The 26,525-nt window shown below is 64.9% G+C and carries 21 protein-coding genes; 5 read left to right on the top strand and 16 right to left on the bottom strand.

Going from position 1 to position 26,525, the window contains the following annotated elements; genetic code table 11:
• Positions 1–41: 41 nt before the first annotated feature.
• Entirely contained in the window at positions 42–1,046 is a 1,005-nt protein-coding gene (locus B5F74_RS10580; RefSeq protein WP_087202318.1) for a bile acid:sodium symporter family protein, read from the top strand.
• A gap of 387 nt (positions 1,047–1,433) precedes the next feature.
• Here the strand turns inward: B5F74_RS10580 and B5F74_RS10575 are convergent, their stop codons facing one another.
• The 12 genes from B5F74_RS10575 to B5F74_RS10520 form a co-directional block, all read right to left on the bottom strand.
• On the bottom strand, positions 1,434–2,054 hold the full coding sequence (locus tag B5F74_RS10575) for a recombinase family protein (protein WP_087202316.1): 621 nt from the start codon (positions 2,052–2,054) through the stop codon (positions 1,434–1,436).
• Between the two features lie 147 nt (positions 2,055–2,201).
• Positions 2,202–3,368 carry a toxic anion resistance protein gene (locus B5F74_RS10570; RefSeq protein ID WP_204212566.1) on the bottom strand — a complete coding sequence of 389 codons (1,167 nt, stop codon included), beginning with the start codon at positions 3,366–3,368 and terminating at the stop codon, positions 2,202–2,204.
• A 48-nt stretch (positions 3,369–3,416) separates the two neighbouring features.
• Positions 3,417–4,508 carry a hypothetical protein gene (locus B5F74_RS10565; RefSeq protein WP_087202314.1) on the bottom strand — a complete coding sequence of 364 codons (1,092 nt, stop codon included), beginning with the start codon at positions 4,506–4,508 and terminating at the stop codon, positions 3,417–3,419.
• Positions 4,508–5,197 carry a hypothetical protein gene (locus tag B5F74_RS10560; RefSeq protein WP_066833235.1) on the bottom strand — a complete coding sequence of 230 codons (690 nt, stop codon included), beginning with the start codon at positions 5,195–5,197 and terminating at the stop codon, positions 4,508–4,510. Before B5F74_RS10560 ends, B5F74_RS10565 begins: the two co-directional genes overlap by 1 nt.
• Positions 5,198–5,207: 10 nt before the next feature.
• A complete protein-coding gene (locus B5F74_RS10555; RefSeq protein WP_204212564.1) occupies positions 5,208–6,953 on the bottom strand; it encodes a VWA domain-containing protein in 1,746 nt (581 codons plus the stop codon).
• 155 nt (positions 6,954–7,108) lie between these two features.
• Complete coding sequence (locus tag B5F74_RS10550) at positions 7,109–7,795, bottom strand: copper homeostasis protein CutC (RefSeq protein WP_289827692.1); 687 nt, start codon at positions 7,793–7,795, stop codon at positions 7,109–7,111.
• A 45-nt stretch (positions 7,796–7,840) separates the two neighbouring features.
• Positions 7,841–8,134 (bottom strand): hypothetical protein, encoded by a 294-nt coding sequence (locus B5F74_RS10545; RefSeq protein ID WP_087202312.1) that lies wholly within the window; start codon positions 8,132–8,134, stop codon positions 7,841–7,843.
• A 77-nt stretch (positions 8,135–8,211) separates the two neighbouring features.
• On the bottom strand, positions 8,212–8,913 hold the full coding sequence (locus B5F74_RS10540) for an ABC transporter ATP-binding protein (protein WP_087202310.1): 702 nt from the start codon (positions 8,911–8,913) through the stop codon (positions 8,212–8,214).
• Positions 8,913–9,788, bottom strand: coding sequence for an ABC transporter ATP-binding protein (locus B5F74_RS10535; RefSeq protein WP_087202308.1), 876 nt, complete (start codon positions 9,786–9,788; stop codon positions 8,913–8,915). The genes B5F74_RS10540 and B5F74_RS10535 overlap by 1 nt, the downstream gene beginning before the upstream one ends.
• Positions 9,781–10,869 carry a branched-chain amino acid ABC transporter permease gene (locus B5F74_RS10530; RefSeq protein WP_087202306.1) on the bottom strand — a complete coding sequence of 363 codons (1,089 nt, stop codon included), beginning with the start codon at positions 10,867–10,869 and terminating at the stop codon, positions 9,781–9,783. Before B5F74_RS10530 ends, B5F74_RS10535 begins: the two co-directional genes overlap by 8 nt.
• A gap of 8 nt (positions 10,870–10,877) precedes the next feature.
• A complete protein-coding gene (locus tag B5F74_RS10525; protein WP_087202303.1) occupies positions 10,878–11,759 on the bottom strand; it encodes a branched-chain amino acid ABC transporter permease in 882 nt (293 codons plus the stop codon).
• 90 nt (positions 11,760–11,849) lie between these two features.
• Positions 11,850–13,109, bottom strand: coding sequence for an ABC transporter substrate-binding protein (locus B5F74_RS10520; RefSeq protein WP_239283464.1), 1,260 nt, complete (start codon positions 13,107–13,109; stop codon positions 11,850–11,852).
• A 368-nt stretch (positions 13,110–13,477) separates the two neighbouring features.
• Between B5F74_RS10520 and B5F74_RS10515 the strand changes: the two genes are divergently transcribed.
• Positions 13,478–14,815, top strand: coding sequence for a homoserine dehydrogenase (locus tag B5F74_RS10515; RefSeq protein ID WP_087202301.1), 1,338 nt, complete (start codon positions 13,478–13,480; stop codon positions 14,813–14,815).
• 643 nt (positions 14,816–15,458) lie between these two features.
• Positions 15,459–15,839, top strand: a complete 381-nt coding sequence (locus B5F74_RS10510; RefSeq protein ID WP_087202299.1) for a hypothetical protein — start codon at positions 15,459–15,461, stop codon at positions 15,837–15,839.
• 24 nt (positions 15,840–15,863) lie between these two features.
• Here B5F74_RS10510 and B5F74_RS10505 read toward each other — a convergent pair whose 3' ends face one another.
• The 4 genes from B5F74_RS10505 to B5F74_RS10490 all read right to left on the bottom strand — a co-directional run bounded on the left by B5F74_RS10505 (position 15,864) and on the right by B5F74_RS10490 (position 20,585).
• Positions 15,864–16,259, bottom strand: coding sequence for a metallopeptidase family protein (locus B5F74_RS10505; protein WP_239283463.1), 396 nt, complete (start codon positions 16,257–16,259; stop codon positions 15,864–15,866).
• Positions 16,259–17,083 carry an alpha/beta hydrolase gene (locus B5F74_RS10500; protein WP_087202297.1) on the bottom strand — a complete coding sequence of 275 codons (825 nt, stop codon included), beginning with the start codon at positions 17,081–17,083 and terminating at the stop codon, positions 16,259–16,261. Before B5F74_RS10500 ends, B5F74_RS10505 begins: the two co-directional genes overlap by 1 nt.
• Positions 17,084–17,146: 63 nt before the next feature.
• Positions 17,147–17,503, bottom strand: a complete 357-nt coding sequence (locus tag B5F74_RS10495; protein ID WP_087202295.1) for a hypothetical protein — start codon at positions 17,501–17,503, stop codon at positions 17,147–17,149.
• Between the two features lie 64 nt (positions 17,504–17,567).
• Positions 17,568–20,585, bottom strand: coding sequence for a LuxR C-terminal-related transcriptional regulator (locus B5F74_RS10490; protein ID WP_158095762.1), 3,018 nt, complete (start codon positions 20,583–20,585; stop codon positions 17,568–17,570).
• Positions 20,586–21,015: 430 nt separating this feature from the next.
• Here B5F74_RS10490 and B5F74_RS10485 point away from each other — a divergent pair, with 430 nt between their 5' ends.
• Both B5F74_RS10485 and B5F74_RS10480 read left to right on the top strand, forming a co-directional pair.
• The gene (locus B5F74_RS10485) at positions 21,016–24,759 is read left to right on the top strand and encodes a phosphoribosylformylglycinamidine synthase (RefSeq protein ID WP_087202291.1); all 3,744 of its coding nucleotides are present in this window, start codon (positions 21,016–21,018) and stop codon (positions 24,757–24,759) included.
• A 710-nt stretch (positions 24,760–25,469) separates the two neighbouring features.
• Positions 25,470–26,219 carry a cyclase family protein gene (locus tag B5F74_RS10480; RefSeq protein WP_087202289.1) on the top strand — a complete coding sequence of 250 codons (750 nt, stop codon included), beginning with the start codon at positions 25,470–25,472 and terminating at the stop codon, positions 26,217–26,219.
• Positions 26,220–26,525: the final 306 nt, after the last annotated feature.

The raw sequence follows: 26,525 nt of genomic DNA, 5'->3' as shown, positions 1-26,525 counted from the left end.
GCGCGATAGCACGAAACCTACGAGAAAGGCAGATGGACCCTATGGAGCAGTGGAAGCAGATGGGTGCGTTCATCGGCAGGCACATGGCCTACTTCGTCCCGCTTTGCGTGGTCGCGGGCGTCCTGTTCCCGAGCGTGTTCGGACCCCTGAAGGCCATCGTCCCGTTCATCTTCGCCATCATGACGTTCCAAGGAGCGCTCAACAACACGTTCAAGCAGCTGATCGCCGTGTTTCGCCATCCCTTGCGCCTGCTGGTCATCCTTGCGGTCGCCGAGGTCTTCATGCCATGTCTGGCCTACCTGCTCGGCTCCCTGCTGTTCGGCGACAACGTGAACCTGCTGACCGGCGTCGTCCTCGAGTACAGCGTGCCCATCGCGGTCATCAGCTTCATGTGGGTCGGCATCTACGACGGCGACGGGCCGCTGTGCCTGGCGTCCATCCTGGTATCCACCGTCATCTCGCCCGTCACGATCCCTGCCACCCTGTCGATCCTGCTCGGCGCCTCCATCCATATCGACGCGATGAGCATGGTCAGCGACATGGTGGTCATGATCGCCCTGCCCGCGCTCGCCGGCATGCTCGTCAACGAGTTCACGCGCGGCTGGGGCCACGAGAAGCTCTCGCCGGTGCTCAGCCCGGCGAGCCGCCTGATCACCATCGTGCTCATCACGGCCAACTCGACCTCCATGAGCGAATACGTCCTGAACATGACGTGGCAGCGCCTCGAGGTCGCCCTGTTTATCCTCGTTTTTGCCACGAGCGGCTTTTTCTGGGGCCTGCTCGCCGCCCGCATCCTGCACGGCTCCCAGCCGCTGCTCGCCACCATGAGCTTCACCTGCGGGCTGCGCAACATCTCGTCCGGCGCGGTGATCGCGGCGCAGTACTTCCCGGGCGAAACGGTCTTCCCCGTCATGTGTGGAACGCTGTTCCAGCAAATCCTTGCCGCCACGTTCGGCCATATCATCGAGCGGCTGTGCGCCGAGGACACCGAAGAGCGCGAGCGCAAGGTATCGGTCGCGCGGCGGCTCGTCGGACGCAAGCACTGAGCGTTCGATGCGCGTGTTGTCGGGCTTGGAGCGATCTGGGGGAGAAAAAGCCGGCCTCGATGGAACTCTGGTGCCAAAAATGACGGAAATGCGTATTGCCTCTATGTTAATAACATTTTAATCTACCAGTGTTGCGCAAAGGTCGTGCTTATATATTCAGTTTTGCTATGGCTAGGCCTGCTCTTGGGCACGTTGAAACTGCTACGTAACATAGAGCAATACGCATTTCCGTCATTTTTGGCACCGAGGCGTCAGATCCTATCAAACATGCACCAGCGCACCGCCTGATCCGCCGGTGGACGGTCAGGTGCTGCGCAGATGTTGCGCGCAACCCGACATGAACGCCGTCACGCAGCCGTCTCCTGGACACGCCTTCCGGCGGCTGCCTCATGCTGTCGAAGACCGCGTCGCACGGTCGTCCTTTATCCAGCGGTCGAACGTGCTCACGCACACGCCGAGCTGCCCCGCGGCGGCCTGGCGCGTCGTCTCCCCGCGCAGATACGACGCCTTGACCGCCGTGTACGACGCGGGTTTCGCCTTCCTCGGCCTGCCGAATTTCACGCCGCGCGCATGCGCCGCGGCGATCCCCTCGGCCTGCCGTTGCCGGATGTTCTCGCGCTCCACCTGCGCCACGTAGGAGAGCAGCTGAAGCACGATGTCGGCGATCAGCATGCCCGTCACGCCATCGTGCTCGCGGCGCGTATCCAGAAGCGGCATGTCCAGCACCACGATGGCCGTGCCCTTCACGCGCGTGATGATGCGCCATTCGTCGAGAATCTCCTCGTAGTTGCGCCCCAAGCGGTCGATGCTCTTGATCACCAGCACGTCGCCGGGCTCCAGCGCGTCGAGCAGCCTGCGGTAGGCCGGCCGCGCGAAATCCTTTCCGCTCGCCTTGTCCGCAAACACCCTCCCCTCCTCGACCCCAAACGCGCTCAGCGCGTCCATCTGCCGATCGAGGTTCTGCTCGCGCGTAGAGACGCGCGCGTATCCGTACACCCTGTCTGCCATGGTTCTTCCTTCCTTACGCGGTACACGAACAGGGGCGGTTGCTCGGCGTATTCGCCAAGCAACCGCCCCTGTGCAACAGCGTAGAAAGGGCACCTGCACTGGGTGGCATGGCAGTGAGGCAAAGGGATTGTCGCCCCGGCCGCTTGATTACTGGCCGGCGGCCTCGAGCAGGGCGGTCTTCAGGTCGGACTCGATCTGGCGCATACGGCCCGCGGCGTCCTCGCGGGCAGCGCGGCCCTCCTGCTGGATCTTGATCGTCTCGTTCAAGGTGTCGATCAGGCGCTTGTTGACCTCCTCGAGCGTCTCGATGTCCACGCTGCCGCGCTGGGTGGCGCGCTCGGCGTCGACCGCGCCCTGCTGCAGCGCCTCGGCGTTGGCACGCAGCAGCTTGTTCGTAGTGTCATCCACATGGTTCTGCAGGTCGAGTGCGGCGCGCTGGTTGGCCAGGCCGAGCGCGATCACCATCTGGGACTTCCAGAGCGGAATCGTGGTCGAGATGGTCGTGTCGATCTTGTCCGAGATGCTCTTGTCGGCGTTCTGCAGCAGCTTGATCTGCGGCGCCATCTGCAGGCTCACGATGCTCACACGGTCCAAATCGTCCAGACGCTTGTCGAACCGGTCGAGCTTGTCCTTGAAGTCCTTCAGCACCTGCGCGCCCATGGCGTCGCCGGTGGATGCCGCCTCGGCCTCGAGCGCGGGGAGCTGCTCGGCGCGGAAATCCGCCAGCGCCTGGCGGCCGGCGGCGATATAGACCTTAAGCGAGCGGTACTGGTCGACATTGCGCTGGTACATGGTGTCGTACATGGCGATATCGGCGATCATCTGCGCCTGTGCGCGCTCGAGCTTCTCCACCACCTCGTCGACCTGCGGGGCCACCTTCTGGTAGGTCCGGCGCAGCTTGTCGATACCCACCACGACCTTGCCGATGATGGGGATCTGCTTCACGCCGGAAAGCTCGGCGCTCTCCACGTCGACCAGAAGCTCGCGCAGCAGCGCCCCGGCCTCGCCCGTAGCCTTGTTCGACGTCTTGGCGAGCACGTTGTCGGCGAAATCCGACATGGACCGCTGGGCGTCGCGCGCATAGGTGCTCTCGATGCCGCTCTTAGTGAAGTCGATCGTGGCGGCGAGCTCGCGGGCGCGCTGCTGGTCGGCAGGCGAGAGCACGACCGCCGGCGGCTCGGCGGGGGCGACGGGCGTCGCCGCCGGCTGACCCGCACGCGCGGCCCCCTGCGAGGCCGCGATATCGGCCAAGCTGACCCTCTTTGCCGGCACTGCCTGCGCCTCGACGGGCATGACCTCGTTATTCGTATCCATAGCACTCCCCTTTCGCGAGAGGTTCTCCAGCGTATCGAAGCGGGCGCGTCACGACCCGCTGACCACCTCGATCAGGCGCTGCATGGCCGCGGGCGCGGGAAGCTCGACCGCCGCGGGCACGCGCTCGGCAATGCCTGCCACCTCAAAGCGCTCGGCGCCGTCGGTGCCGAGCTGGGACGCGCCGCGAAAACCGTGCCGTTCCCAGGCGAGCTTCTGCACCTCGTCGCTTATCAGAAACTCGCTGAGCTGCTCGCCCGCCTCGTCGAGCGCCATCAGCACGTGCGTCGACCAGACCGTAGGCGTGGTGTAGGCCACCACGAGCGTATCGGCCACCTGCTCGAACAGGTCCGGCTCGTTCACGGACAGGTCGAGCACCTGGCTCTCGTAGCCCACCATCATGGGTTTGGACCCCTCGCCCAGCGTGAGGAACTGGCGAAACGAGTCCTCTGAGCTCGTCTCCATCCAGCCGGATTTGGAGAAGACCTTGCGGATGGACTCCGCGTCGCGCTCGACGGTCTCCACCGTGGCGGGCTGCCCGCCGGCAAGCGAGTTGGCGATCAACGCCGCCCATTCGTTACCCGAGTTGGACTCGGCCGGGTCGGTGCTGTCGATGCGGAACTGCCCATAGCCTGCGGCGTAGCCGAGGTCGACCCATGTCTTGTCGGCGAGCATGGCGGAAACCGCCGCGTCGACATCAAGCGTGTAGATGTCGCCGTCTTTGGCCATGATGCCGGAGCCCACCAGCGCGTCGGCAACGTCGCGATAGGTGTAGATCACGATGGGCGAGTTGAGCACGATCTGCTCAGAGACGGGCTCGATCCCCCGCTCGTGGCCGTACTCGACCGCCGCCTGCGACGAGGGGAACAGATAGCTCATGCCCTCGATCGAAGCGTCCATCATGGCGAGCGAGCCCGCCTTGCGGTAGTCGATATCGAGCCCCGCAGCAGCTGCGAGCTCGGTAAACTGCGCGTCCTCAAACAGCGAGACCTTCTCGCCACCGAGGTATCCCGAAACCGTCGTGGGCTCCGCCACGGGCTCCGGTGCGGGCTGGGCCTGGCGCATGACGAACACACCGCCGATGATCGCCACCGCGGCGAGCACGCAGACCAGGCCGACGATCTTGCCCTTGGACCCCTTCATCATCTCTCCCCTCTGCCGGCACGCGCGGCCCCGGCAGCCGTATCGGTATCGCCTTTCACGTCGGCGCCGTCTGGTGCAGCCGGCTCGTCCGGGCGGTAGCCATCCATCTCCATCAGGCGTTTGATGGCCTCCGAGCTCGCCTCGAGATCGGCCGCCTTGGCGCCGGTCGCCCGCGCGAGCTCGCCTTGCGCCGCGCCTTGCAGCGCGCAGAGCGCCTCGATCGCGTCTTCGCGCGCACCGTGCACGAGCTCGGGCGTGGCCAGGCGCTCGACGCTCAGGTACCCGTCGAGCATGCGCACGCACTGCTCGCCGTAGGTAGACAGGAAGTGCGCGAGCCTACGGTAGGTCGCCGGCTGCTCCTCCACGCAGGCGATAAGCGCCTGGATATCGTGCTGCAGATCCTCGGTTTCGCGTCCGACCTGCGCATCGCAGATCTTGGCGCGACGCCGGCCGATCTGGCGATCGAGTTCGCGCGCCGCGTCGATGCGCTCCGTGGCGGCCTCGCCGTCGGGCAGCATGCTTGCCACCACGCCGCCGAGCTTGCGCTCGGGCTTCAGCAGTTGGCCCACGCCGACATAGAGCAGCGCGGCCGCGGCCAGACCGGCCACGATGCCGACCACGCCGCCCACCGCGACGATGCACGCCGCACCCGCGACAACACCCAGAAACGCCCCCAGTACGTACCCCACGGCCGCGTCCCTAGTTGTAGCCCTTGACCTGGCGGAACACATCGGCCAGGTCGCCCTCGCGCCCGTCGAACGTCCGCCCGTTGGTGAGCGTCGTCAGCTCGTCGAGCTGGGTGGGATCCGCTTCGCCGAACATGATGGAGAAGATCGGCACGTCAACGCCCGCCTGCTCGTAGGCGGACACGAACTCGTCGCGCGCGTATGTGTCCGACTGACCGTCGGTCATGAGCACAATCGCCACTGTGTAGCCACCGTCGGCCACAGCCTGGCGCGCCAGGTCGAGCGCAGTCGAGAGGCCCGAGTACATGTCGGTGCCGCCGATCGCCTCACGCGAGCGCGCGTAGTCGAGCAGCGCCGCCGTATCGGACCCGTTGGCGGTAATCGGGCTATCGACCACATGGGTGAACGGGATGAGCACGTTGACGTCGCCCTCGTTGGGCTGGATGAGCGCCTCAGCGGCAAGCGTCGGGTCGAGCGCCTGCTCAAGACCGGCGACGACCCCCTCCTTACCCGCGCCGAGCATCGAGCCGGAATAGTCGACCACCCACAGCGTGTAGGAGGGCTTCTTCAGGCCGGTCTGGTAGAGCGTGAGCGCCTGCGAGATCACCTCGCCCGCAGGCAGCGGGATGGACTTCAGCACACTCGCGTCCGGCACGATGCCCCATGCGGGGTTGAAGGCCGCCGCGACCTCGTCGTCGTCCGCGTGGACCACCTTGCCGCCCAAGCCGCAGCGCCTGCCCACGCGCTCGAGCTCGAGGGTCGCCGTGTCGTCGGCCAGCGCCTGCTGGATTGCGGAAAACGCCGCTTCGACCTGCTCGCCCTGCCCGTGGTCGACATAGGCGAGCGGACTGTCGGACACCGCGATGCCGTCGGCCGGGTACACCACGACCATCGGCTCGTGCCCGGCCTCCTCAAGCTCGCGATTCGCCTGTGACACGAGCGATTCGTAATTGACCATGGCCTGATGCGTGTCCGGATCGGCCACGACCATCTCCTTCAGCCAGTCGGAGGAGCCCGACGAGCGGTCCACGCCCGAAAGCAGGCTCGCAACCTGCTCGGTGAGCCGCCCGTTGGCGAGGTCCTCAGCGGTCAGCGGGCCGTCGGTTCCCGACAGCGCCGTCAAAAACGCTAGGTAGGCCGACGCGCCGCTGTTGGACTGCGTGGCCGATGTCATGGCAAAGGTGAGCTTGCTCTCCTGCACGGCGGCCAGAATCTCGGCGGTCGTGGGCGAGGTCGTCTCTCCGTCCTCGTCCGCCCAGCCGAGCTCGATCGCCTTCGATTTCGCGATGCCGAACACCACCGGCGTGGTCGAGGTCGACTGCGCGTCGCGCACGATATGGTGCGTGTCGCCCATGGTGATCCACATGGAGGACGCCGGCCACACCGCGTCGTAATCCTCGCCGCCCGCCTCGAGCACATCCATGATGTCGAGCGAGCCCATGTAGTGCATCTCGAGCGCCACGCCGGTCTTGCCGACCGCGTACTCGATGGCCCGCGCGGCCTCTTTGTTCTCCGATCCGGACGCGACCCGGATGCGCGTCTTCGCCGACCCATCGGCCGGTTCGAACAGCTGCACGGTGCCCGAGGTCTGCACGTCCACGTCGGCCACGTCGGCTTCCGCCTCGTGCGTGGCCTCCTGCTCCGCAGCCTCGGAACCGCTCGTATCCGGCGCGCCCGAGCACCCGGTCAAAAGCCCCAGCGCCAGACAGAAGACGAACATGCAGGCAATGGCGACAATGCGCGATATGGGCCGCTTCATACGAGACCTCCGAACGTTGTGGTCAGGCCATCGTATCAAACGCACATCAGGGCAATGTAAGCCGGCGTGACCGTAAGGCAGAGAAATAGTCACCCCGGGGCAGTCGGTTAGCCGCCCCGGGGTGACCCTTCCTCTGTCTTGCCGTCACGCCTCAGCTAGCGGATGTTGACGATCTTGGTTCCATGGGCCTCGGGCGCGCCGATACCGGAGACAACCTCGTCCACGTTCTCGTAGGTGATACCGGCACCCGGCAGGATGATGAGGCGGCCGGCTGCATACTCGGTGAGCTCGCGCAGGCGGTCGATGTTGCCCATGATGGGGGTTCCGGCCACGCCGCCGTGGGTGAGGATGCGCGTGACGCCGAGCTCGGCGAGGGCATCGATCGCGGGCTTCTGGGCCTCGGGCGGCAGCGCGTCGAAGGCCATGTGGAACGTCACGTCCAGATGCTCGAGCTCGAAGGCGTCCGCCGCGCTCTCGGCCACGGTCATCACACGCGCGCAGGCCTCCTCGTCCAGCCTATAGCCCTGCTGCTCGTCGCCGAGCAGGCAGCCGAACACGATGCCGTCGGCCTCCGCCTCGCATGCCGAGAAGATATCGGTCTCCATCATGGCGAGCTCGACATCGCTGTAGACGAAATCGCCGCCGCGCGGACGGATCATGCACATGACGCGGGCACCGTTCTCGTGAGCATAGGCCACCGTCTGCTCCACCACGCCGAGCGAGGGCGTGGTTCCGCCCACGGCCAGGTTATCGCACAGCTCGATACGGCGCGCGCCCGCCTCGATGGCAGCCGGCACGTCCGTGAAGTTCTCGGCGCAAAACTCGCGCAGGATGTCGCTCATCTGGATCCTTTCCTCATGTCGATCGGCAAAGCGGCAGGGCCGGCCTCAGTGCGGGTCGTCCTTCTGGTCGGCGACCCAGCAGATAGCCAGCGCGATCGTCAACACCAACCAGTACGGAACCATCGCGACCTCCCGCCTCTTTCCGACAGTGTAGCGCGAGTCGGCGCGCTCGCCGCGGTCAAGGGCGAACGGCGGCACGGTGTCGGCACCGGCGCTGGCGCAACACGACACCGGCACCGATGCCGAGCAGGCCCTCGCCCGCGCCAGCGCCCTCCAAGCGCACGCCCCTACCCTCACGAAAAACGCCCGCCGCCGCCCCATGAGGACAGCCGCGGGCACATGCACACCAAAAACGCGCCCCCAGCCGCCCGGAATCGGGCCGCTGGGGGCGCGTGTCGCGGCGGGTGGCAGGCGTGTCAGCCGCCGAGGTACGCCTTGCGCACGTCGTCGTTGTGCAAAAGCTCCTGACCGGTACCGGAAAGCGTCACCTTGCCGGTCTCCATCACGTAGCCGCGCGTCGCGATGGACAGCGCCGCCTGGGCGTTCTGCTCGACGAGCAGGATCGTGGTGCCCGCCTCGTGCAGCGCCTGGATGATCTCGAAGATCTGTTCGACGAGAATGGGCGCGAGGCCCATCGACGGCTCGTCGAGCATGAGCAGCTTGGGGTTGGCCATGAGCGCGCGGCCCATGGCGAGCATCTGCTGCTCGCCGCCCGACAGGGTGCCGGCGATCTGGCGCCGGCGCTCCTCAAGGCGCGGGAAGTGCGCGTAGACGCGCTCGAGGTTGTCGGCGATGGTCTCCTTGGGCTGCGTGTAGGCGCCCATGTCGAGATTCTCCTCCACCGTCATCTGCTGGAAGATGCGACGACCCTCGGGTACGTGCACGAGCCCGTGCTCCACGATCTTCTCGGCGGACATGTGCATGATGTCCTCGTCCATGAACTTGATGGAACCCGAGCGCGAACGCAGCAGGCCGGAGAGGGTCTTCAGGGTCGTGGACTTGCCGGCGCCGTTCGCGCCGATGAGCGCCACGATCTCGCCGTCGTTCACCTCGAAGGAGACGTTCTTGATGGCGTGGATCGCCCCGTACCACACGTTGATGTTGTAGACGGACAGCACTATGCCTCAGCCTCCTTCTGCTTGCCCAGATAGGCCTCGATGACCGCGTCGTTTTGCTGGATCTCCTCGGGCGTGCCCTTGGCGATGATCTTGCCGAAGTTCAGCACGCAGATGCCCTCGCAGATGTTCATGACGAGGTTCATGTCGTGCTCGATGAGCATGATCGCGATCTGAAACTGGTCGCGGATCTTGACGATGTTCTCCATGAGCTCAGCCGTCTCGGACGGGTTCATGCCCGCCGCGGGCTCGTCGAGCAGCAGCAGCTTGGGGTTCGTGGCGAGCGCGCGCACGATCTCCAGGCGGCGCTGGGCGCCGTAGGGCAGGCTGCCCGCCTCGTGGTCGGCCAGGCCCGCCATGTCGAAGATGTCGAGCAGCTCGAGCGCGCGCTCGTGGTAGAACTTCTCGCTCTTCCAGTGGTGGGGCAGGCGCAGGATGCTCGTCGCCATGCCGCAGTGGTGCTGGTTGTGCAGGCCCACGGCGACGTTCTCCTCCACCGACAAGGTGTTGAACAGGCGGATGTTCTGGAACGTACGGGCCACGCCGAGCTGGTTCACGCGCGCCGGGTTCATGCCGGCGGTGTCGTGGCCGTCGACCATGATGGTGCCGCGCGTGGGCTGGTAGACCTTGGTGAGCAGGTTGAACACCGTGGTCTTGCCGGCGCCGTTGGGGCCGATGAGGCCGCAGATCTCGGTACGGCCGACGGTGATGTTGAAGTCGTCGACCGCCTTCAGGCCGCCGAAGTCGATGCCCAGGTGCAGGCACTCGAGCGCAGGGGCCTTTCCCAGGTCGCGCTCGGGCATGATCGACACGCTCGGCACCGGGACCATCTTGGTGTTCTCGCGACGGGCGCGGGCGAAGTCGGTGAACTTACTCATCGGCCTCACCGCCCTCCACGGCAACGGCGGGCGCCTTGGGCCCCTTGCGCAGGCGGCTGCGGACCGCATCGGCCAGGCGCTGGTAGATCTTGGTGTGCGGCACGACCATCACGAGAATGAGCACGACGGCGTAGATGAGCATGCGGTAGTTGTTGATCGGGCGCAGGACCTCGGGCAGGACCGTGAGGAACGCGGCCGAGACGATGGAGCCGGAGATGTTGCCCATGCCGCCGAGCACCACGTACACGAGGATGAGGATCGACTGGTTGAAGTCGAACTGCGACGGCGTGATCGTGGAGTAGTTCATGGCGTACAGCACGCCCGCGGCGCCGGCCAGCGCGGAGGCGACCGTGAAGGCCATGAGGCGGTACTTGGTGACGTTGATGCCCACGCTCTCGGCGGCGATGCGGTTGTCGCGCACGGCCATGATCGCGCGGCCGTCGCGGCTGTGCATGAGGTTCAGCACGACGGCGACGGTGACGAGCACGAGCAGGATGCCGAGCACGAACGTCGAGATCTTGTCGATGCCGACCGCGCCCTTGGGGCCGTTGACGAGGATGACGCCCTGGTTCATGCCGAGCGACGCCGTGTCGGTCATGGAGAAGTGCAGGCCCGCGTCGTCAACGCCGATATAGAAGTTGTTCAACAGGTTCTTGATGATCTCGCCGAACGCCAGGGTCACGATAGCGAGGTAGTCGCCGCGCAGGCGCATGACCGGGACGCCGACCAGAAAACCGATGATGCCCGCAGCGATGGCGCCGACCACCGCGGAGCCCACGAACAGCAGGATCTCGGACTCGACGCCCATGCGCGCCAGGCAGCCGGCGACGACGACGCCGGTGAAGGCGCCCACGCTCATGAAGCCCGCATGGCCCAGCGAGAGCTCGCCCGACACGCCGACGACGAGGTTCAGCGACACGGCCAGCGACACGTAGGCGCAGATGGGGACGAGCTGTCCGGACAGCGAGTTGGAGATGAGGCCCATGCCGTCGAGCAGGGTGACGGCCACGAACGCCACGATCACGATCGCGTAGGTGATGATCGTGGAGCGCGTCTGGGGCTTTAATGCCTTGATTCCCATGTTCCCACCTACACCTTCTCGTTCACTTGCTTGCCGAGCAGGCCGGCGGGACGGATGAGCAGCATGACGATGAGCACCGCGAACACCACGGCGTCGGCGAGCTGCGTGGAGATGTAGGCGCGTGCCAGGATCTCGATGATGCCGAGCAGGATGCCGCCGAGCGCCGCTCCGGGGATGGAGCCGATGCCGCCCAGGACGGCCGCGGTGAACGCCTTGATGCCCGGCATGGAGCCCGTGGTGGGCATCAGCGTCGGGTAGGCGGAGCACATCAGCACGCCCGCGATGGCCGCCAGACCGGAGCCGATGGCGAACACCATGGAGATCGTCGAGTTGACGTTGATGCCCATGAGCTGTGCGGCGTCGCGGTCCTCGGAGCAGGCGCGCATGGCCTTGCCCATCTTGGTCTTACCGGTGAACAGCGTGAGCGCGACCATGATGATCACGCACGCGAGGATGGTGATTACTGCGGTGGCGCTGATGGTGAGACGACCGTCAAAGAGCTGCAGCGCAGGCAGGGCGATGATGGACGAGAACGACTTGGGGTCGGAGCCCATGATGATGAGCGCCGCGTTCTGCAGAAAGTAGCTCACGCCGATGGCGGTGATGAGCACGTTCAGCGACGGGGCGTTGCGCAGGGGCTTGTAGGCGAGACGCTCGACCAAGATACCGAGCACCGTGCAGCCGACGACCGAGAGCAGAACACCCGCGAGAGCTGGGAGCCCCAGGTAGCTCACGGCGCAAAAGCAGATGTAGGCACCGACCATGATGACGTCGCCGTGCGCGAAGTTGAGCATCTTGGCGATGCCGTACACCATGGTGTAGCCCAAGGCGATGATGGCGTACACACTGCCCAGGCTCGCGCCGTTGATGATGTTGGCGAGAACTTCCATGGCCCCTCCTTTCTTCCAATTCATAAACCGAAAGCGGAGGCCGCCCTGCGGCAGGCAGCCTCCGCTCAATCCGTACGTATGCGTTAAGCCTTAGGCATCGAGCGGCATGTAGACGCCGTCCTGAATGACCATGCCCATGGGCTGCTTGGAGATCTCGCCGGTATCGGACCAGGTGGCAGCCTCGCCGGCGGTGGTGAGGCCCGTGAACGAGAAGTCACCGGAAGTGAAGACCTCGACGAGCGCGTCGCAGATGTCGGAGTAGTCCGTATCGGGGGTGACACCAGCCTGCTCGAGCGCGCTCTTCAGCGCGTAGATGCAGTCGTAGGCGTCGGCGGCGAACTGGTTGGGGGTCTCGCTGGCGACCTCCTCGAACTTGGCGACGAAGTCCTGGGTGGCCTCGTCCTCGGCGGTGGCGACGAACGGGGTCAGCAGCATGCAGCCCTCGGCGAGCGAGGTGTCGAAGCCCTCGACGGTCAGCAGGCCGTCCATGCCGTCGACGCCGAACCACTTGGGCGCATAGCCCATCTGGTTGGCCTGGGTGAGGATCAGCGAGATCGGGGTGTAGTAAATCGGCAGGAACACCAGGTCGGCACCGGCGTTCTTCGCGTCGTTCAGCTGCACGGAGAAGTCGGTCGCGGAGTCATCGGTGAAGGTGGTCTCGGACACGATCTCCAGACCGTCGGCCTCGGCCTCGGCCTTGAAGCTGTTGTAGATGCCGGTGGAGTAGGTGTCGGAGTTGTTGTAGATGATGGCGATCTTGGTGCCAAGCGCCTGCTCGGAGATGTACTGCGCAGAGGCCGCACCCTGGTTGGGGTCGGTGAAGCACATCTGGAAGACGTTCTCCTTGCGCGGCGTGGAGATGTTGCCGTCCGCGTCGGGCTGGCCGCCGATGACGTCGGTCGAGGAGCCGGACGGGGTGATCTGGAACATGTTGTCGGCGTTGGTCTCGGAGGACACGGCCACGCACGGGGTGGTGGTGACGGTGCCCATGAGGATCTGCATGCCCCAGTCCTTGAGGTTGTTGTAGGCGTTGACGGAGCGCTCGGCGTCGTTCTCGTCGTCCTGGAAGTTGAGCTCGAACTGGATGTCGCCGCCCTCGGCGTTGATCTCGTCGACAGCGATCTGGGCGCCGTTCTTCACCGCGTTGCCGTAGATGGCCGCAGCGCCGGTGGTGGGTCCGATGCCGCCGATCTTGAAGGTGGCGCCGGACGCGGAGCCCGACGAGCTGCCGGCGGACGACGAGCTGTCGTCGTTGGAACAACCGGCGAGCACGCCCGCGGCGCTCAGGCCGACGAGGCCCGCGACCAGGGTCCTACGGCTCATCGACGGATTGAAAATACGGCTCGACATGTGCTTCTCCTCTCACATGAAGCCGGGCCTCATCGGCCCTGCGTTATCCCCTACAGATGCCACGGCGAGCCGAGAGGCCATCTTCCCGAAATCTCGCGTCTCGTGGTTCGGTTTACCTTACTCGTTTTGTGTAAAAAACGTAAGGTGGCTTTTGACAAAAGGGCGTGTCCGCGCAGGTGAGTGCTTGCTCGCACTAAAGTCGACCTGCGGTTTTGGCGCCCTTATCATGCAGACCCCCTGTGTTACATCTTGGTTACGCGCGCGCGAACCTAAAAGACATTTGGGCGCCGGGCCGCTCAAATGGGTATGCGGCACGCAACGCCGTCGTTACAATTACGAGGGTATCGAATCCGAGCGAAGGAGCACCTATGGACAGCACCGCACGCACCGTAAACGTCGGCCTCATCGGCCTGGGCACCGTGGGCGGCGGCGTTGCCCGCCTCATCGAGCGCCATCGCGACGAGTACCTCAAGGCCTACGGCATCGACCTGCGCCTCAAGAAGGCCAGCGCGCTTGAGCCCGGCCGCGCCGCCGAGCTCGGCATCGCGCCGGAGAACTTCACGACCGACTGGCACGACGTCGTCGCCGACCCCGATATCGACATCGTGATCGAGCTCATCGGCGGAGACCACCCCGCCACCGAGATCTTCGAGGCGGCGCTGACCTCCGGCAAGCACATGGTCTCCGCCAACAAGGCGCTGCTCGGCCGCCATGTGGAGCGCCTGGCCAAGCTCGCCGCCGAGCACGGCGTCCAGATCCGCTGCGAGGCCTCGGCGGGCGGCGGCATCCCCATCGTGAACGCGCTCGAGCACGCGCTCGTGGGCAACGAGATCCTGACCGTGGCCGGCATCCTGAACGGCACGACGAACTACATCCTCACGCGCATGGCCTCCGAGGGCCTCGACTTCGCCGAGGTGCTCGCCGACGCGCAACGCCTGGGCTACGCCGAGGCGGACCCCACGGCCGATGTCGACGGCTTCGACGCCGCAAGCAAGGTGGCGATTCTGTCCTCCATCGCCTTCCACACGCGCGTCACGACCGATGACGTGTTCCAGGAGGGCATCCGCAACGTGTCGGCCGCCGACATCGCGCAGGCGAAGAGCCTGGGCTACGTGGTGAAGCTCCTGGGCATCGCCCGCAACACCGCCGACGGGGTCGACGTGCGCGTGCACCCCACGATGATCCCCGCCGACCACATGCTCGCCAGCGTGAACGGCGCGATGAACGCCGTGTACGTGGTGGGCGACGCCGTGGGCGAGACCATGTTCTACGGCGCCGGCGCGGGCTCGTTCCCCACCGCCTCTGCCGTGGTGGGCGACGTGCTGGCGCTCGCCGACGCCATCTCCCACAACGACAAGGTCCAGGCGGAGATCGAGCCCTACCAGCGCGTGCTGCCGCTGCGCCCCATCGACGAGCTCGAGACCCGCTACTACGTGCGCCTGCTCGTGAAAGACGAGGTGGGCACGCTGGCGCCGGTGGTCGACGCCTTCGCAGCGCACGGCATCTCGATCTCGCAGATCAACCAGCTGCAGGACGGCGACGGCAGCCGCTGCTCGGTCGTGTTCCTGACGCACACGGCGCGCGAGCGCGACATGGCGGCCGCGCGCGCCGCGCTCGAGGCGCTCGACGCGGTGGAGTCCGTCGCGAGCGTCATCCGCATCGAGGACGTCGCCTCCTGGGCCGACGGAGCCGAGAAGAACAACTAGGCATGAGCGCCTGCGCCTGGGGCGTGACGATTCCTCCGTCTTGTCGTCACGCCCCGGCAAGACGGGCCGCCCCTGCATCCACGATGGCCTAGCAGAGGTTCGGGCGAAAGCGGCTGAAAAGGCACGTCCACCAGTTTTTACGCTTGATCCCGAAATGAGCCTCGTTCATTCATGAATGAACGAGGCTCATTTCGGGATTTCCGCAGGAAAAATATAATTGACCCATGCCTTCATTCATGAATGAAGGAAGTATACGTAAAAGGTACGTCCCCGATTTGCCGGTAGCCGGCGTGACGATTCCTCTGTCCTCTTGTCACGCCCCGACACAGCGGGGGCGTCGTCCGAATCGAGAGTACGCATACGGAACATCGACCCGCCGAGAGTACGCTATGGGAACGCTTTCAGCCGAAAAACGTTCCCATAGCGTACTCTCGATGGACCCGCGTTCCATATGCGTACTCTCGATCGACGACCGGTCCCCCTCTCCGCTCGCACGGTGCCCAAAGCCGGGCCGGGGCGGCGAAATGGGTTGAAACGAACCCGTCCCCAATCAACCCATTGTGGTACGCATAACAATTCCCGTGAGCCGAAGGGGGCATAGAATGGTCTCTTACTCTTAGGTCCGCACATCTCAAGGAGCACTATGGCCTGGATTCTCACCGCCGTCGTCTACGTGCTGGTCGCCGGCGCCTCGGCGTTCGCCGTCTTCTCCGGATCGCCGTTCAACCTGGTCACCCTCGCGGCGGCCTGCCTTGCCGCCGGCTTGCGCACGGCGTTCATGATGCACATCTACAAGATGCAGGGCGCGCTTCCCGCACGCCATCACGGGCTGTCGCTCAACGTTCTGGTGGCCGGCGTGTGGATCTACATCGAGACGGCCCTCGCCTGCGTGCTCGCCGTCTACGGCATCGGCCTGGTCTGCGCGCACGAGACCACGAGCTCGGCGGCCATCGGCGTCGCCTTCGCCGCGTTCCCGGTGGGCCTCATCCAACCCTGGAAGGCGCCGAGCGCGACCGAGGGATAAAGAAAGCGAATCGGAGACGGGCGCCTAATAGCCCATCGCCTCGAGAACCGCCTCGTCGTTGCCGAAGAAATGGCCGATTTCGTGGATCACGGTCTTGCGAACCTCGGCGTGGATGGCCTCGCGCTCCTCGAAACACCGCTCATGGGGCCCTTTGAAGATCGTGATCACGTCGGGCACGTCGCCTTCGCCGTAATACACGCCGCGCTCGATCAAGGGAATGCCGTCGTACAGGCCGAGCAGCTCGTCGTCGCACACCTCGGCCAGATCGCTGTCGATCGCGGCGAGCTGGTCGTCGTCCGGCTCGTCGGCAACCGTCACGATCACGTTGTCGAGCGCCTCGAACAGATGGTCGGGAATCTCGTCGAGAGCATCGGCCACGACGCCCTCGAACTCTTCGTCGGTCATGCGATACATCGGCATCAGTCCTCGTCCAGCCACTCGAGCGCCAGGTCGAGCCAGCGCGCCACGTGCGCATCCACGTGCTCCTCGTCGGCGCCGGTCTGGTCGGTCGCGAGCGACAGGCCGTGGCGGCCATGGTGGAAGATGTGGCAGTCGACGTCCACGCCCACGCTAGTGAGCGCCTCGACGTACACCAGCGTGTTGGACACCGAGACGAAACCGTCGTCGGCCGTGTGCCAGATGAACGTGCGCGGCGTGTCCTTCCCCACCAGCATCTGCGCCGCAGCGTATCCGGCGTCGTCGGTCAGCGCCTGCGCGTACACGTCGTCATTTGGCCAGCCGCAGGAAAAGTCGATCACCGGGTACCCCAGGATCTGCGCCGATACGGACAGGTCGCGCCCGAGTCGGCCCATCTCCAGCGCGAACGGCCAGTCATGGGCGACCGAGGCGTACACGGCGGCCAGGTGCCCGCCGGCGGAGAAGCCCGCGAGCACGATACGGTCCTCGTCGATGTCCCACTGCTCGGCGTTCTCGCGCACCTCGAGCACCGCGTGCGCCAGGTCGCGCAGCGCATAGGGCAGAAGCGTCTTGTCTTGGGCGGCCTCCGCCGGATCGAGCACGGTGTAGTCGAGCACGAACGCCTGGAACCCGCGCGCCGCGAACGCGAGCGCCACCGGTTCGCCCTCGCGCTCAGAGCACATATGGTAGCCGCCGCCCGGGCAGATGATCACCGCGGGGCGCAGCCGGCCCGCCTGGGCGGGGATGTTGTCCTGGAGATAGCAGGTGAGCGTCGCCACCTTGTCGCCGTAGTCCTGACGCGGCAGATCGATGGTCATGAAGCGCATGGGGTTTCCTCTCGTGTTGTCGACAGTCTAAGAATACCCGCTCGCGCCCCGCTCATTCCGAGGCTATTCACCCGTCCACATCACCTGTCCCGCCTCATCGATCAACCCGGTTGCCAGCGCCTCCCAATCACGCTGACGATACGCCTGGACGTGGCGCTCGACAAACTGAGCCGTGATGTCGTCACCTTCGTCATCCAGGACCTGAACGTCCCGTTCGGAAGCCTGCTCGAACACGATCTGCATCGTCTCGCGAAACTTCTCGCTCTGAGCAATCTCACGTACCAGCTGCTCTTCGGAAACGGTAGGCGGCTCCCACGTCTGCCGCGCGGGCGCAAGCACGTCGCGGGCCATGGCGCCGAAACCGATAACAATGGCGACGGCGATAAGAATCCCTATGATCGATTTCGCACGTTTCATCATCTGCCCCCTTAAGCGAGATCTCCACTCATTCTGCCGCGCAAACACATCTCTATGATGCAAGGGCTCATCGACGACCCTGTTCGACCATGTACAGCAATGCCTCGGCAAGCTGATTTCTAGAATGAACACCCAGCGTGCGATATGCCGATCGAAGCTGGGACTTCACGGTGTTCTTGCTGACAAACCTGTCTGATGCGATGCCGTTTGTCCGAGTTCCACTGGCGTACGATACCGCGACTTCAGCCTCCGCCCGAGAAAGGCCTGCCTGCTGGGCGATCTCGACGAGCGCCGCCCGACCACGCCTCACTAAATCGCTGCGCACGCCCTCTTCTCTCAACAAGGAAACCAGCGCCCAGCATCCCATGGGCACCGCAAGCGAGAACAGCACATACACCGCATTGCCGGCGCTTCCGGCAAACCATCCGAGAACAAGCGTTGCGAATGGAGAGGCTGCGACACCTACAAGAAGGGGAATCAGCATCGGAAGCATGACCGCCCGCCCTGCGCCCTGAGGCATACTCTCGAATGCAAGGGCACCCTGAAGCACGGCCCCCATCATCGCAATGGATATGATTCCCCATCCAAAAGCATCGATGAAGCCGCCTGATGCGCCTAAAAAGATGAGCGCGCATGGGACCGCCAACAGGGAAACGAGCGCTGGGCGCGTGCGGAGCAGGCTCGTCTGAGCCAGCCGACCCTGAAGGAGAAGCATGACGATGCGGGTCATCAATCCAATGACGCATGCAACGAGCAACGAGCCGATATCCGAGCGAAACGGCACCCCACCCCGGGCAATCGCCAATCCGACGCACCCCTCCCACATTCCACATGCAAGCAAGGCGAACTGCCGAAGCGCATCGATGCGCTTCCATTCCGTGAGACGGCACGGCATCGAACCTGTGGGCGATGCGGTCTTGTCCGCACAGTCAATCCCGCCTTGGACGCTGTCAATCCCGCCGCAAGCGATGAGGCGAGCCGCAATCGAGCACATTCCAGACAGGGCGATACACGCGACCGAAACGAACATGTCTGAAGCGCCAAGCGCTCCCGCGATCAGCAGGGCGATAAAGGCAGAAGGGATGGAGGCGATCCAAGCCCAACAAGCATGGCGTAACACAAGCGCATTCGTGCGGATCACAAAGGTGGCGTGGAATCCTATGAGAGCAATCGACACCAGTGCAGCCAGCAGGCTTATCCCCGAGCGCACATGCGATATGTCAAAGAGGTTGCGCACGGCATCTTGCGTATCCAAGGGTCGATCCTCTGGAAGCAGCAATACCCATACCACCAGGCAGAGCAGCAGACAGCACCCAAAGCATCCCATGAGGCGGAATCGACCAGCACTGTCACCCGTGATAATCTTGCCTCCCGCGCGCTTCGCGGAAACAAAGTCCCTACCAAATATCGAGCACGCAATCACGAGAAGCATAAGACCGACCGGCACCTGCTCTGCAATAGCGCGGAAGTAGGAGGCCCCCTGCAGCGAAACTACGCGCATCGCCGCAGCAAGCCATGAAACCGCCAGCGCTATCACCGCCGCAGCGGAAAGGGCTTGCCCAACGCGCGTCGTATTCTCTGGAACCAGCGTTTCCCTTGGTGAAACGAGGTTCTTCGATGCCCCCTTGTGCCATTCGGGCGTACGATCTTCGATGTAAAGCGAAACGGCATCTTGTGGGATGTCTCTCGTCATCTTATCGATCGCCTCGGCCCGGTTCTTCACACCGAGCTTTACATAGGCGCGCGACGCATAGCTCGCCACGGTCGACTTTGCCAGGCCAAGGCTCCGCGCGGTAGCCGCGAGCGATTGTCCGTCACCGATGCAGGACAAAACTCGAGCTTCTCCGGAAGACAGCGCCCAGTTTTCCCTCATCCATTGCACACGCGACCCATCAGCGCCCTCTCCATCCGGCCCGGCCGTTCCCTCAACGTGATCAGGATCATCAACGCAGCCATCGGAACGACGACGTAACGCAAGCATTCCTATTGCATACAAGGCCAAAAACACAATTCCGCAGCTCAGGATATCGCGCGTCGTCGCCGCATAGAGCGCGGACGTAAGAAGCATCGCCGCAACTGAATATACGGGAAGCAGTATGAGGGCGCGCGCAACCGCCGGAGCGTCAATCCCGTCAGACTCGCCATGTACGGCAAGCCGCATCATCGCTACCGTCACTAACGAAAGAGCCGCATGAACAAGCGCGGCGTCGTGCCCGCCGCAGAATCGCGCCACTTCGATTCCAAACGTCCACACCGCCACACAGCAAAACGTGCGCAGAACCGATGCGCCGTCCACCTCAACGTGCCAATAGCGAGAAGACAGGGTCATCGGCATGACCACCAGCAGCGCTCTGAGAACGATGAAAAGATACGGATGCGATTCCGCTCCCCACGGCATTTGTGCCGTGGCGTTCACCGCATGTGCGACCTCACCATATGCAGCGCAAAGCATGAGCAGCGGGAGGCTCCGCAGCATGATATCGGGCACGTGCAGCACATAGCGAATTTGACCGTCAAGCGGCTGAGCGCGCCTCCGTCCCGCACCAATAGAAATCGCTCGGCACGCAAAACCGAATCCGACCACGTAATACGCCGACATTCCGCCAAGGAGGAGGAGAACGAACAGCCCTATGAAAAGGGTGGTCGCCGCAGTCATCAAGAAGCGCGGTCCACGCCCCTTCGCAATTGTCACCACGTCGCAAACCAGCACGCCCAACGTCAGCACGCGCAAGATTCCAGTGACCGCAACCATGCAGCAGGCAGCTGTCAGCGCCGAACCGATATGCGCTGCAGATAGCAGCACATACACAAACAATCGCGTGGCAGAAGCCGAGCCCCACGTCCTCACGCGGTACGAGCGCCACCAAAGCGTGCAGACGAGAAGAGCCGTCAGTCGAACGACAACATGGTAGGCGGGAAAATCAAGGTCGATGCTCCACGCCACAAAACCCGACAGGAAAAGATCCTGACCGGAGAGATTGACAAGCCCCACGCAAACCTGCGCAAGATATCCGACGGCGAGGGCGAGATATACCGCATCGGGAACGTTCGACAACTTAGGCGACACTGCCCGAATCGTTCTCATGCTTTCTCCGCCCTTTCCAAAGCGCGCCATGATGGTGACAACACGCCGCCGATCGAGCCCCCTATCAATATGGCGAACAGGGGCCCTTCATCTTCTTCAAAGTGTATTGATGTTCCAGCACGCGTATGCCGTACGGCAAGGGTGAAATGCGGTTTTCCCAGACCTTTGCGAGATCTGCGAGTGGCCACCGTCCTTGACTATCCGAAATCCCGCCTTGCAGATACATCTGCTCCGGCTCATCCCCGTGAAACACCGGGCACCGCATGGGCTCTCCGCGCGAATGTCCGTGCGGGCGCACCGTGCCCGTAGCATCTGTCGTATCATGAAAGGGTTATCAAACCGCATGGCTGAAGGTACCGGGCGCCCGCGCGCCATCCGGCATCCGCTGCCCGCGGGACATGACCGCATCTGCACAGGAAGGCAGGAATCAATGGTCCAACGCATCTATGTGGAGAAGAAGCCGGGCTTTGACGTCGAGGCCGCGCAGCTCAAATCCGAGCTCGTGGGCATCCTGGGCGTCGCGCGCCTCGAAGGGCTCCGCCTCCTCAACCGCTACGACGTCGAGGGCGCCGACGAGGAGCTGTTCGCGCGCTGCACGCCTGTGGTGTTCTCCGAGCCCCAGGTCGACGTCACCTATGATGAGCTGCCCGAGGTGCCCGGCGCCACCGTGTTCGCGGTGGAGTTCCTTCCCGGCCAGTTCGACCAGCGCGCCGACTCCGCAAGCGAATGCATCCAGCTGATCTCCCAAGGCGAGCGCCCGACCGTGCGCTCCGCCAAGGTCTACATCCTCACCGGCGAGCTCACCGATGGCGACGTCGAGGCCATCAAGCACTACGTGGTGAATCCGGTCGAGGCGCGCATCGCCTCGCTCGACAAACCCGAGACGCTCACCACCGAGATCCCCGATCCCGAGCCGGTCGAGGTGCTCCATGGTTTCTGCGAGCTCGACGAGGCGGGGCTGTCCGCGATGATCTCCGACCTGGGCCTTGCCATGGACGAGGCGGACATCGCGTTTTGCCAGGAGTACTTCCGCGGCGAGCATCGCGACCCCACCATCACCGAGATCCGCGTGATCGACACCTACTGGTCCGACCACTGCCGCCACACCACCTTCGGCACCGTGCTCGACGAGGTGAAGATCGACGACGCGGTGGTGCAGGCCGCCTTCGACCGCTACATGGAGATCCGCCATGAGCTCGGCCGCGACGAGAAGCCGGTGTGCCTCATGGACATGGGCACCATCGGCGCCAAGTACCTGAAGAAGACCGGCCAGCTCAAGAACCTCGACGAGTCCGAGGAGATCAACGCCTGCACAGTCAAGGTGACCGTCGACGTGGACGGCGAGGACCAGGACTGGCTGTTCCTGTTCAAGAACGAGACCCACAACCACCCGACCGAGATTGAGCCGTTCGGCGGCGCGGCGACCTGCATCGGCGGCGCCATCCGCGACCCGCTCTCCGGCCGCAGCTACGTCTACCAGGCCATGCGCGTCACCGGCGCCGCAGACCCCACCGTCCCGGTGTCCGAGACGCTCGCCGGCAAGCTGCCGCAGCGCAAGCTCGTGACCACCGCCGCCGCGGGCTATTCGTCCTACGGCAACCAGATCGGTCTGGCAACCGGCCAGGTCTCCGAGCTCTATCACCCCGGCTACGTGGCCAAACGCATGGAGATCGGCGCCGTCGTGGGCGCCACGCCCGCCGACCACGTGCGCCGCGAGTGCCCCGCGCCCGGCGACAAGATCATCCTGCTCGGCGGCCGCACCGGCCGTGACGGCATCGGCGGCGCCACCGGCTCGTCCAAGGCGCACAACGTCGAGTCCATCGAGAAGGACGGCGCCGAGGTCCAGAAGGGCAACGCCCCGATGGAGCGCAAGCTGCAGCGCCTGTTCCGCCGCGGCGACGCGTGCCGCCTCATCAAGCGCTGCAACGACTTCGGCGCGGGCGGCGTGTCGGTCGCCGTGGGCGAGCTGGCCGACGGCCTGTACATCGACCTGGACCAGGTGACCAAGAAGTACGAGGGCCTGGACGGCACCGAGCTTGCCATCTCCGAGAGCCAGGAGCGCATGGCCGTGGCCGTGGCCGAGGACGACGTCGACGAGTTCATGGGCTATGCCGCCGAGGAGAACCTCGAGGCCAACGTCATCGCCGAGGTCACCCATGAGCCGCGCGTCCGCATGGCGTGGCAGGGCGTGGCCATCGTCGACCTCACCCGTGAGTTCCTCGCCTCCAACGGCGCCCCCAAGCACCAGGCCGCACATGTCGGCGCCCGCTCCGTGTGGCAGCCGGCCTGGGGCGGCGAGACGCTGTCCGAACGCATGAGGAACCTGGTCGGAGACCTCAACGTGTGCTCCAACAAGGGCCTCTCCGAGCGCTTCGACTCCACCATCGGCGCGGCGACCGTGCTCATGCCCTTCGGCGGGCGCACGCAGCTCACGCCGGCCGAGGCCATGGTCGCCAAGTTCCCCGTGGACGGCGAGACCACCACGGCGTCCGCCATGGCATGGGGCTTCAACCCCTACCTGATGGAAGCCGACCAGTTCGCCGGCGCCTACCTGTCGGTCGTCGAGTCCGTCTCCAAACTCGTGGCCGCGGGCTTTGCGCACGAGGACGCCTACCTCACGTTCCAGGAGTATTTCGAGCGCCTGCGCACCGAGCCCGAGCGCTGGGGCAAGCCCGTCGCGGCGGTGCTCGGTGCCCTTATGGCGCAGGTCGACCTCGGCATCGGCGCCATCGGCGGCAAGGACTCCATGTCCGGTTCGTTCGAGGATCTCGACGTTCCGCCCACGCTCGTCTCGTTCGCCGTGGCCGTGGGTGAGGCCTCCGGCGCCGTGTCACCCGAGTTCAAGGGCATCACGCACCGCGTGGTGCGCATCGCCCCGTCCGTCTACGGCGAGGACTGGCGCCCCGACGCCGCCCAGCTGCTCGACACGTTCAAGCTCGTCGAGAAGCTCGCCGACGCGGGCTGTGCGCTCGCCATCTCCACGCCGGGCTACGGCGGCAGCGCCGAGGCGCTGTTCAAGATGTGCCTCGGCAACCAGATCGGCCTGGAGCTCGCCGAGGACGTCGACATCGACAGCCTGTTCGAGCCGATGTACGGCAGCTTCATCGTCGAGCTTTCCGACGACGCCGACGAGGTGCTCGCCGGCGCGCCCGACGACCTCGTGATCGAGCCTATCGGCACCACGGTCGAGGCGTACGTGCTCGACACCGCCGACGAAACCATCGACCTCGCTGAGCTGCAGGAGGTCTGGGAGAGCGCCATCGAGGGCGTGTTCCCCTACCGCACGCCTGCCGACGAGGCCTCGCAGCTTCCCACAGTGGAGCCTGTCACCTTCAGGGCTTCCGCGCCGCATGTGTACACAGGCGAGAAGTTCGCACGCCCGCGTGTGATCATCCCCGTGTTCCCGGGCAACAACTGCGAGTACGACACCGCACGCGCCTTCCGTGCCGCAGGCGCGGTGGCCGACACGTTCGTCATCAACAACCTCACGCCCGAGGCGGTCGCCGAGAGCACGCGCGAGCTGGCGCGCCGCATCCGCGAGAGCCAGATCGTCATGATCCCGGGCGGCTTCTCTGGCGGCGACGAGCCCGACGGCTCCGCCAAGTTCATCACGGCGTTCTTCCGCGCGCCTGAGGTAACCGAGGCGGTGCGCGAGCTGCTGCAGAGCCGCGACGGCCTGATGCTCGGCATCTGCAACGGCTTCCAGGCGCTCGTGAAGCTGGGGCTCGTGCCCTACGGCGACATCGTCGACGCCACGCCGGATGCGCCCACGCTGACGTTCAACACCATCGGCCGTCACCAGAGCCGCCTGGTGCGCACGCGCGTGGCGAGCAACCTGTCGCCCTGGCTTTCCGCCTGCACGCCCGGCGACGTCTACACCGTCGCCATCTCCCACGGCGAGGGCCGCTTCGTCGCCAACGACGAGGTGCTCGCCAAGCTCATGGCGGGCGGTCAGGTCGCCACGCAGTACGTGGACGAAGCCGGCGTGCCCTCCATGAACCTCGACGTGAACCCGAACGGATCGGTCGCCGCCATCGAGGGCATCACCTCGCCCGACGGGCGCGTCTTCGGCAAGATGGGCCATGTCGAGCGCCGCGGCGAGGGCCTGTACGCCAACGTCCCGGGCAACAAGTTCATGCCGATCTTCGAGAGCGGCGTGGCGTACTTCGCGTAACGAGACGTTCCTGCCCGCAAGGGTATTGTTGGAGCGCTGGGGCGGTCCGGAAGTGAATCCGGGCCGCCCTCTTTTTGGCACATCGGGCCCGCAGCACCGACCCTGCGCAATGGGTTGGTTGGGGACGGGTTCGTTCCAACCCATATCGACCCCGGAAGGCGTCCAGAGGTGGCTCCGCCGCTCAGAATTGCTGAAAAATCGACGTTATGAGCGGGTGGGATCCGAGGGCCGATGAATCCGCACCCGCCGCGCGGCCGCGACCTGCGGAAACCCCGGAGCGGAAGGCGCCGTTTCCGGCGGGTCCGGAATCAACCCGCTCATAACGTCGATTTTTCAGCGATACTTCCGCCCGAAACCGCCGCTGGGTGCCGCGGGCGGCATGCGCCCCGCCCCGGGCATCCCGTTGGCGCCGGCCGCCCGCCGGACCGGCTGGGACGAGACGGATCGAACAGCGTTTCCCAGACTGGGGCCGATGACACAGGGCGGACGGTCTGACACGCTAACAGCAATTTGCAGACCCCCTATAGCGTGTCAAAGCGTCCGCTCTGCAACATCGGCCCCGTGGTGAAAGCCTTAAGTCAGTGTTTCCCAAGGACATCGTTGAACACGCCGCCCCTTCTCAGGGCGGGAATCGATTCGGAAACACGCGCCTGCTACCATCGTGATCAGGGGCCAATGTTGTGCCCGTTCCACACGAGAAAGGACGACCCATGAGCCTGTGGACCGAACTCGACAAGCTGAAGAACGCCACCTGGGTGGAGCTTTCCCATCCGCTTACCGACGACAGCCCGTACTGGGCGGGTATCCCGGCGGGGTCGGTGGAGCTCTGCCGCACCGTATTCGACTACGACGAGGAGATGCTCTCCTGCCGCATCCATACCTATAAGTTCCCCGGTCAGTTCGGTACGCATGTCGACTTCCCCAACCACTTCACGCCCGGCGCTGCCGGTGCGGAGGCATACGGTGCCAACGATATGGTCATGCCGCTCGTCGTGATCGACCTTACGCCCAAGATTGCGGCAGAGGGGCCTGACGTGGCCATTACAGTCGCTGACATCGAGGCATGGGAGGCCGAGCACGGTCGCATCCCCGCCGGCGCGTTCGTGGCGCTGCGCACCGACTGGTCGAAGCGCTGGCCCGACAACGATGCGCTCAACAACTTCGACGACAAGGGCGGCGAGCACTGCCCCGGATGGTCCATGGAGGCGCTGCAATTCCTCTACAACGAGCGCGACATCGCCATGAACGGCCACGAGACGTTCGACACCGACGCGAGCTATCTTGCCGCCGAGGCAGGCGACCTCGCCTGCGAGCGATGGGTACTCGACAACGGCCACCTGCAGGTCGAGGTGATGGACAACCTCGACAAGGTGCCGGCGACCGGTGCCATCGTGTTCGTGAGCTGGCCGCGCATCGAGGGCGCCACCGGCCTGCCCGCGCGGGTTGTCGCGGCTTATTAGTTTTTGCTTTGGTGAGATTGAGGACCGTCCCCGCCTCCGGAGCGCTTGATGCCGCCGGGGCGGGGCTTTTCATGGTTTGGGGCTTCCGAAACGCGTGAGGGAATCGCTGTACCCGCCCGTGCACGAAACCGCACCTTGGTAAAAGGTTTTAGCAAGGTGCGAGAGCACTTCGTTTTGAATTTGGTATCAACTCTTGGGCAATAAGGGCCGCTTTTGGGCGAATCGGAGGCGCCTCCCGGGCCCCCTGAGATAAACCAAGCAGAGAACCCGCAGGTCACAGGCTTGTCAGATATGGCCGTTTTCCAT

Source organism: Collinsella sp. An271 (genome assembly GCF_002159695.1).
In the GTDB taxonomy this organism is placed as follows: Bacteria; Actinomycetota; Coriobacteriia; order Coriobacteriales; family Coriobacteriaceae; genus Collinsella; species Collinsella ihumii.
This window is presented reverse-complemented; position numbering and strand designations above follow the sequence as displayed.

Bases quoted from the DNA above. Each gene is read 5' to 3' on its own strand.
- B5F74_RS10565 (WP_087202314.1), bottom strand. From the start codon at position 4,508: ATGAAGGGGTCCAAGGGCAAGATCGTCGGCCTGGTCTGCGTGCTCGCC.
- B5F74_RS10575 (WP_087202316.1), bottom strand. From the start codon at position 2,054: ATGGCAGACAGGGTGTACGGATACGCGCGCGTCTCTACGCGCGAGCAG.
- B5F74_RS10505 (WP_239283463.1), bottom strand. From the start codon at position 16,259: ATGCCGATGTATCGCATGACCGACGAAGAGTTCGAGGGCGTCGTGGCC.
- B5F74_RS10570 (WP_204212566.1), bottom strand. From the start codon at position 3,368: ATGGATACGAATAACGAGGTCATGCCCGTCGAGGCGCAGGCAGTGCCG.
- B5F74_RS10480 (WP_087202289.1), top strand. From the start codon at position 25,470: ATGAGCCTGTGGACCGAACTCGACAAGCTGAAGAACGCCACCTGGGTG.
- B5F74_RS10555 (WP_204212564.1), bottom strand. From the start codon at position 6,953: ATGAAGCGGCCCATATCGCGCATTGTCGCCATTGCCTGCATGTTCGTC.
- B5F74_RS10515 (WP_087202301.1), top strand. From the start codon at position 13,478: ATGGACAGCACCGCACGCACCGTAAACGTCGGCCTCATCGGCCTGGGC.
- B5F74_RS10490 (WP_158095762.1), bottom strand. From the start codon at position 20,585: ATGAGAACGATTCGGGCAGTGTCGCCTAAGTTGTCGAACGTTCCCGAT.
- B5F74_RS10510 (WP_087202299.1), top strand. From the start codon at position 15,459: ATGGCCTGGATTCTCACCGCCGTCGTCTACGTGCTGGTCGCCGGCGCC.
- B5F74_RS10530 (WP_087202306.1), bottom strand. From the start codon at position 10,869: ATGGGAATCAAGGCATTAAAGCCCCAGACGCGCTCCACGATCATCACC.
- B5F74_RS10495 (WP_087202295.1), bottom strand. From the start codon at position 17,503: ATGATGAAACGTGCGAAATCGATCATAGGGATTCTTATCGCCGTCGCC.
- B5F74_RS10550 (WP_289827692.1), bottom strand. From the start codon at position 7,795: ATGAGCGACATCCTGCGCGAGTTTTGCGCCGAGAACTTCACGGACGTG.
- B5F74_RS10580 (WP_087202318.1), top strand. From the start codon at position 42: ATGGAGCAGTGGAAGCAGATGGGTGCGTTCATCGGCAGGCACATGGCC.
- B5F74_RS10525 (WP_087202303.1), bottom strand. From the start codon at position 11,759: ATGGAAGTTCTCGCCAACATCATCAACGGCGCGAGCCTGGGCAGTGTG.
- B5F74_RS10520 (WP_239283464.1), bottom strand. From the start codon at position 13,109: ATGTCGAGCCGTATTTTCAATCCGTCGATGAGCCGTAGGACCCTGGTC.
- B5F74_RS10500 (WP_087202297.1), bottom strand. From the start codon at position 17,083: ATGCGCTTCATGACCATCGATCTGCCGCGTCAGGACTACGGCGACAAG.
- B5F74_RS10485 (WP_087202291.1), top strand. From the start codon at position 21,016: ATGGTCCAACGCATCTATGTGGAGAAGAAGCCGGGCTTTGACGTCGAG.
- B5F74_RS10535 (WP_087202308.1), bottom strand. From the start codon at position 9,788: ATGAGTAAGTTCACCGACTTCGCCCGCGCCCGTCGCGAGAACACCAAG.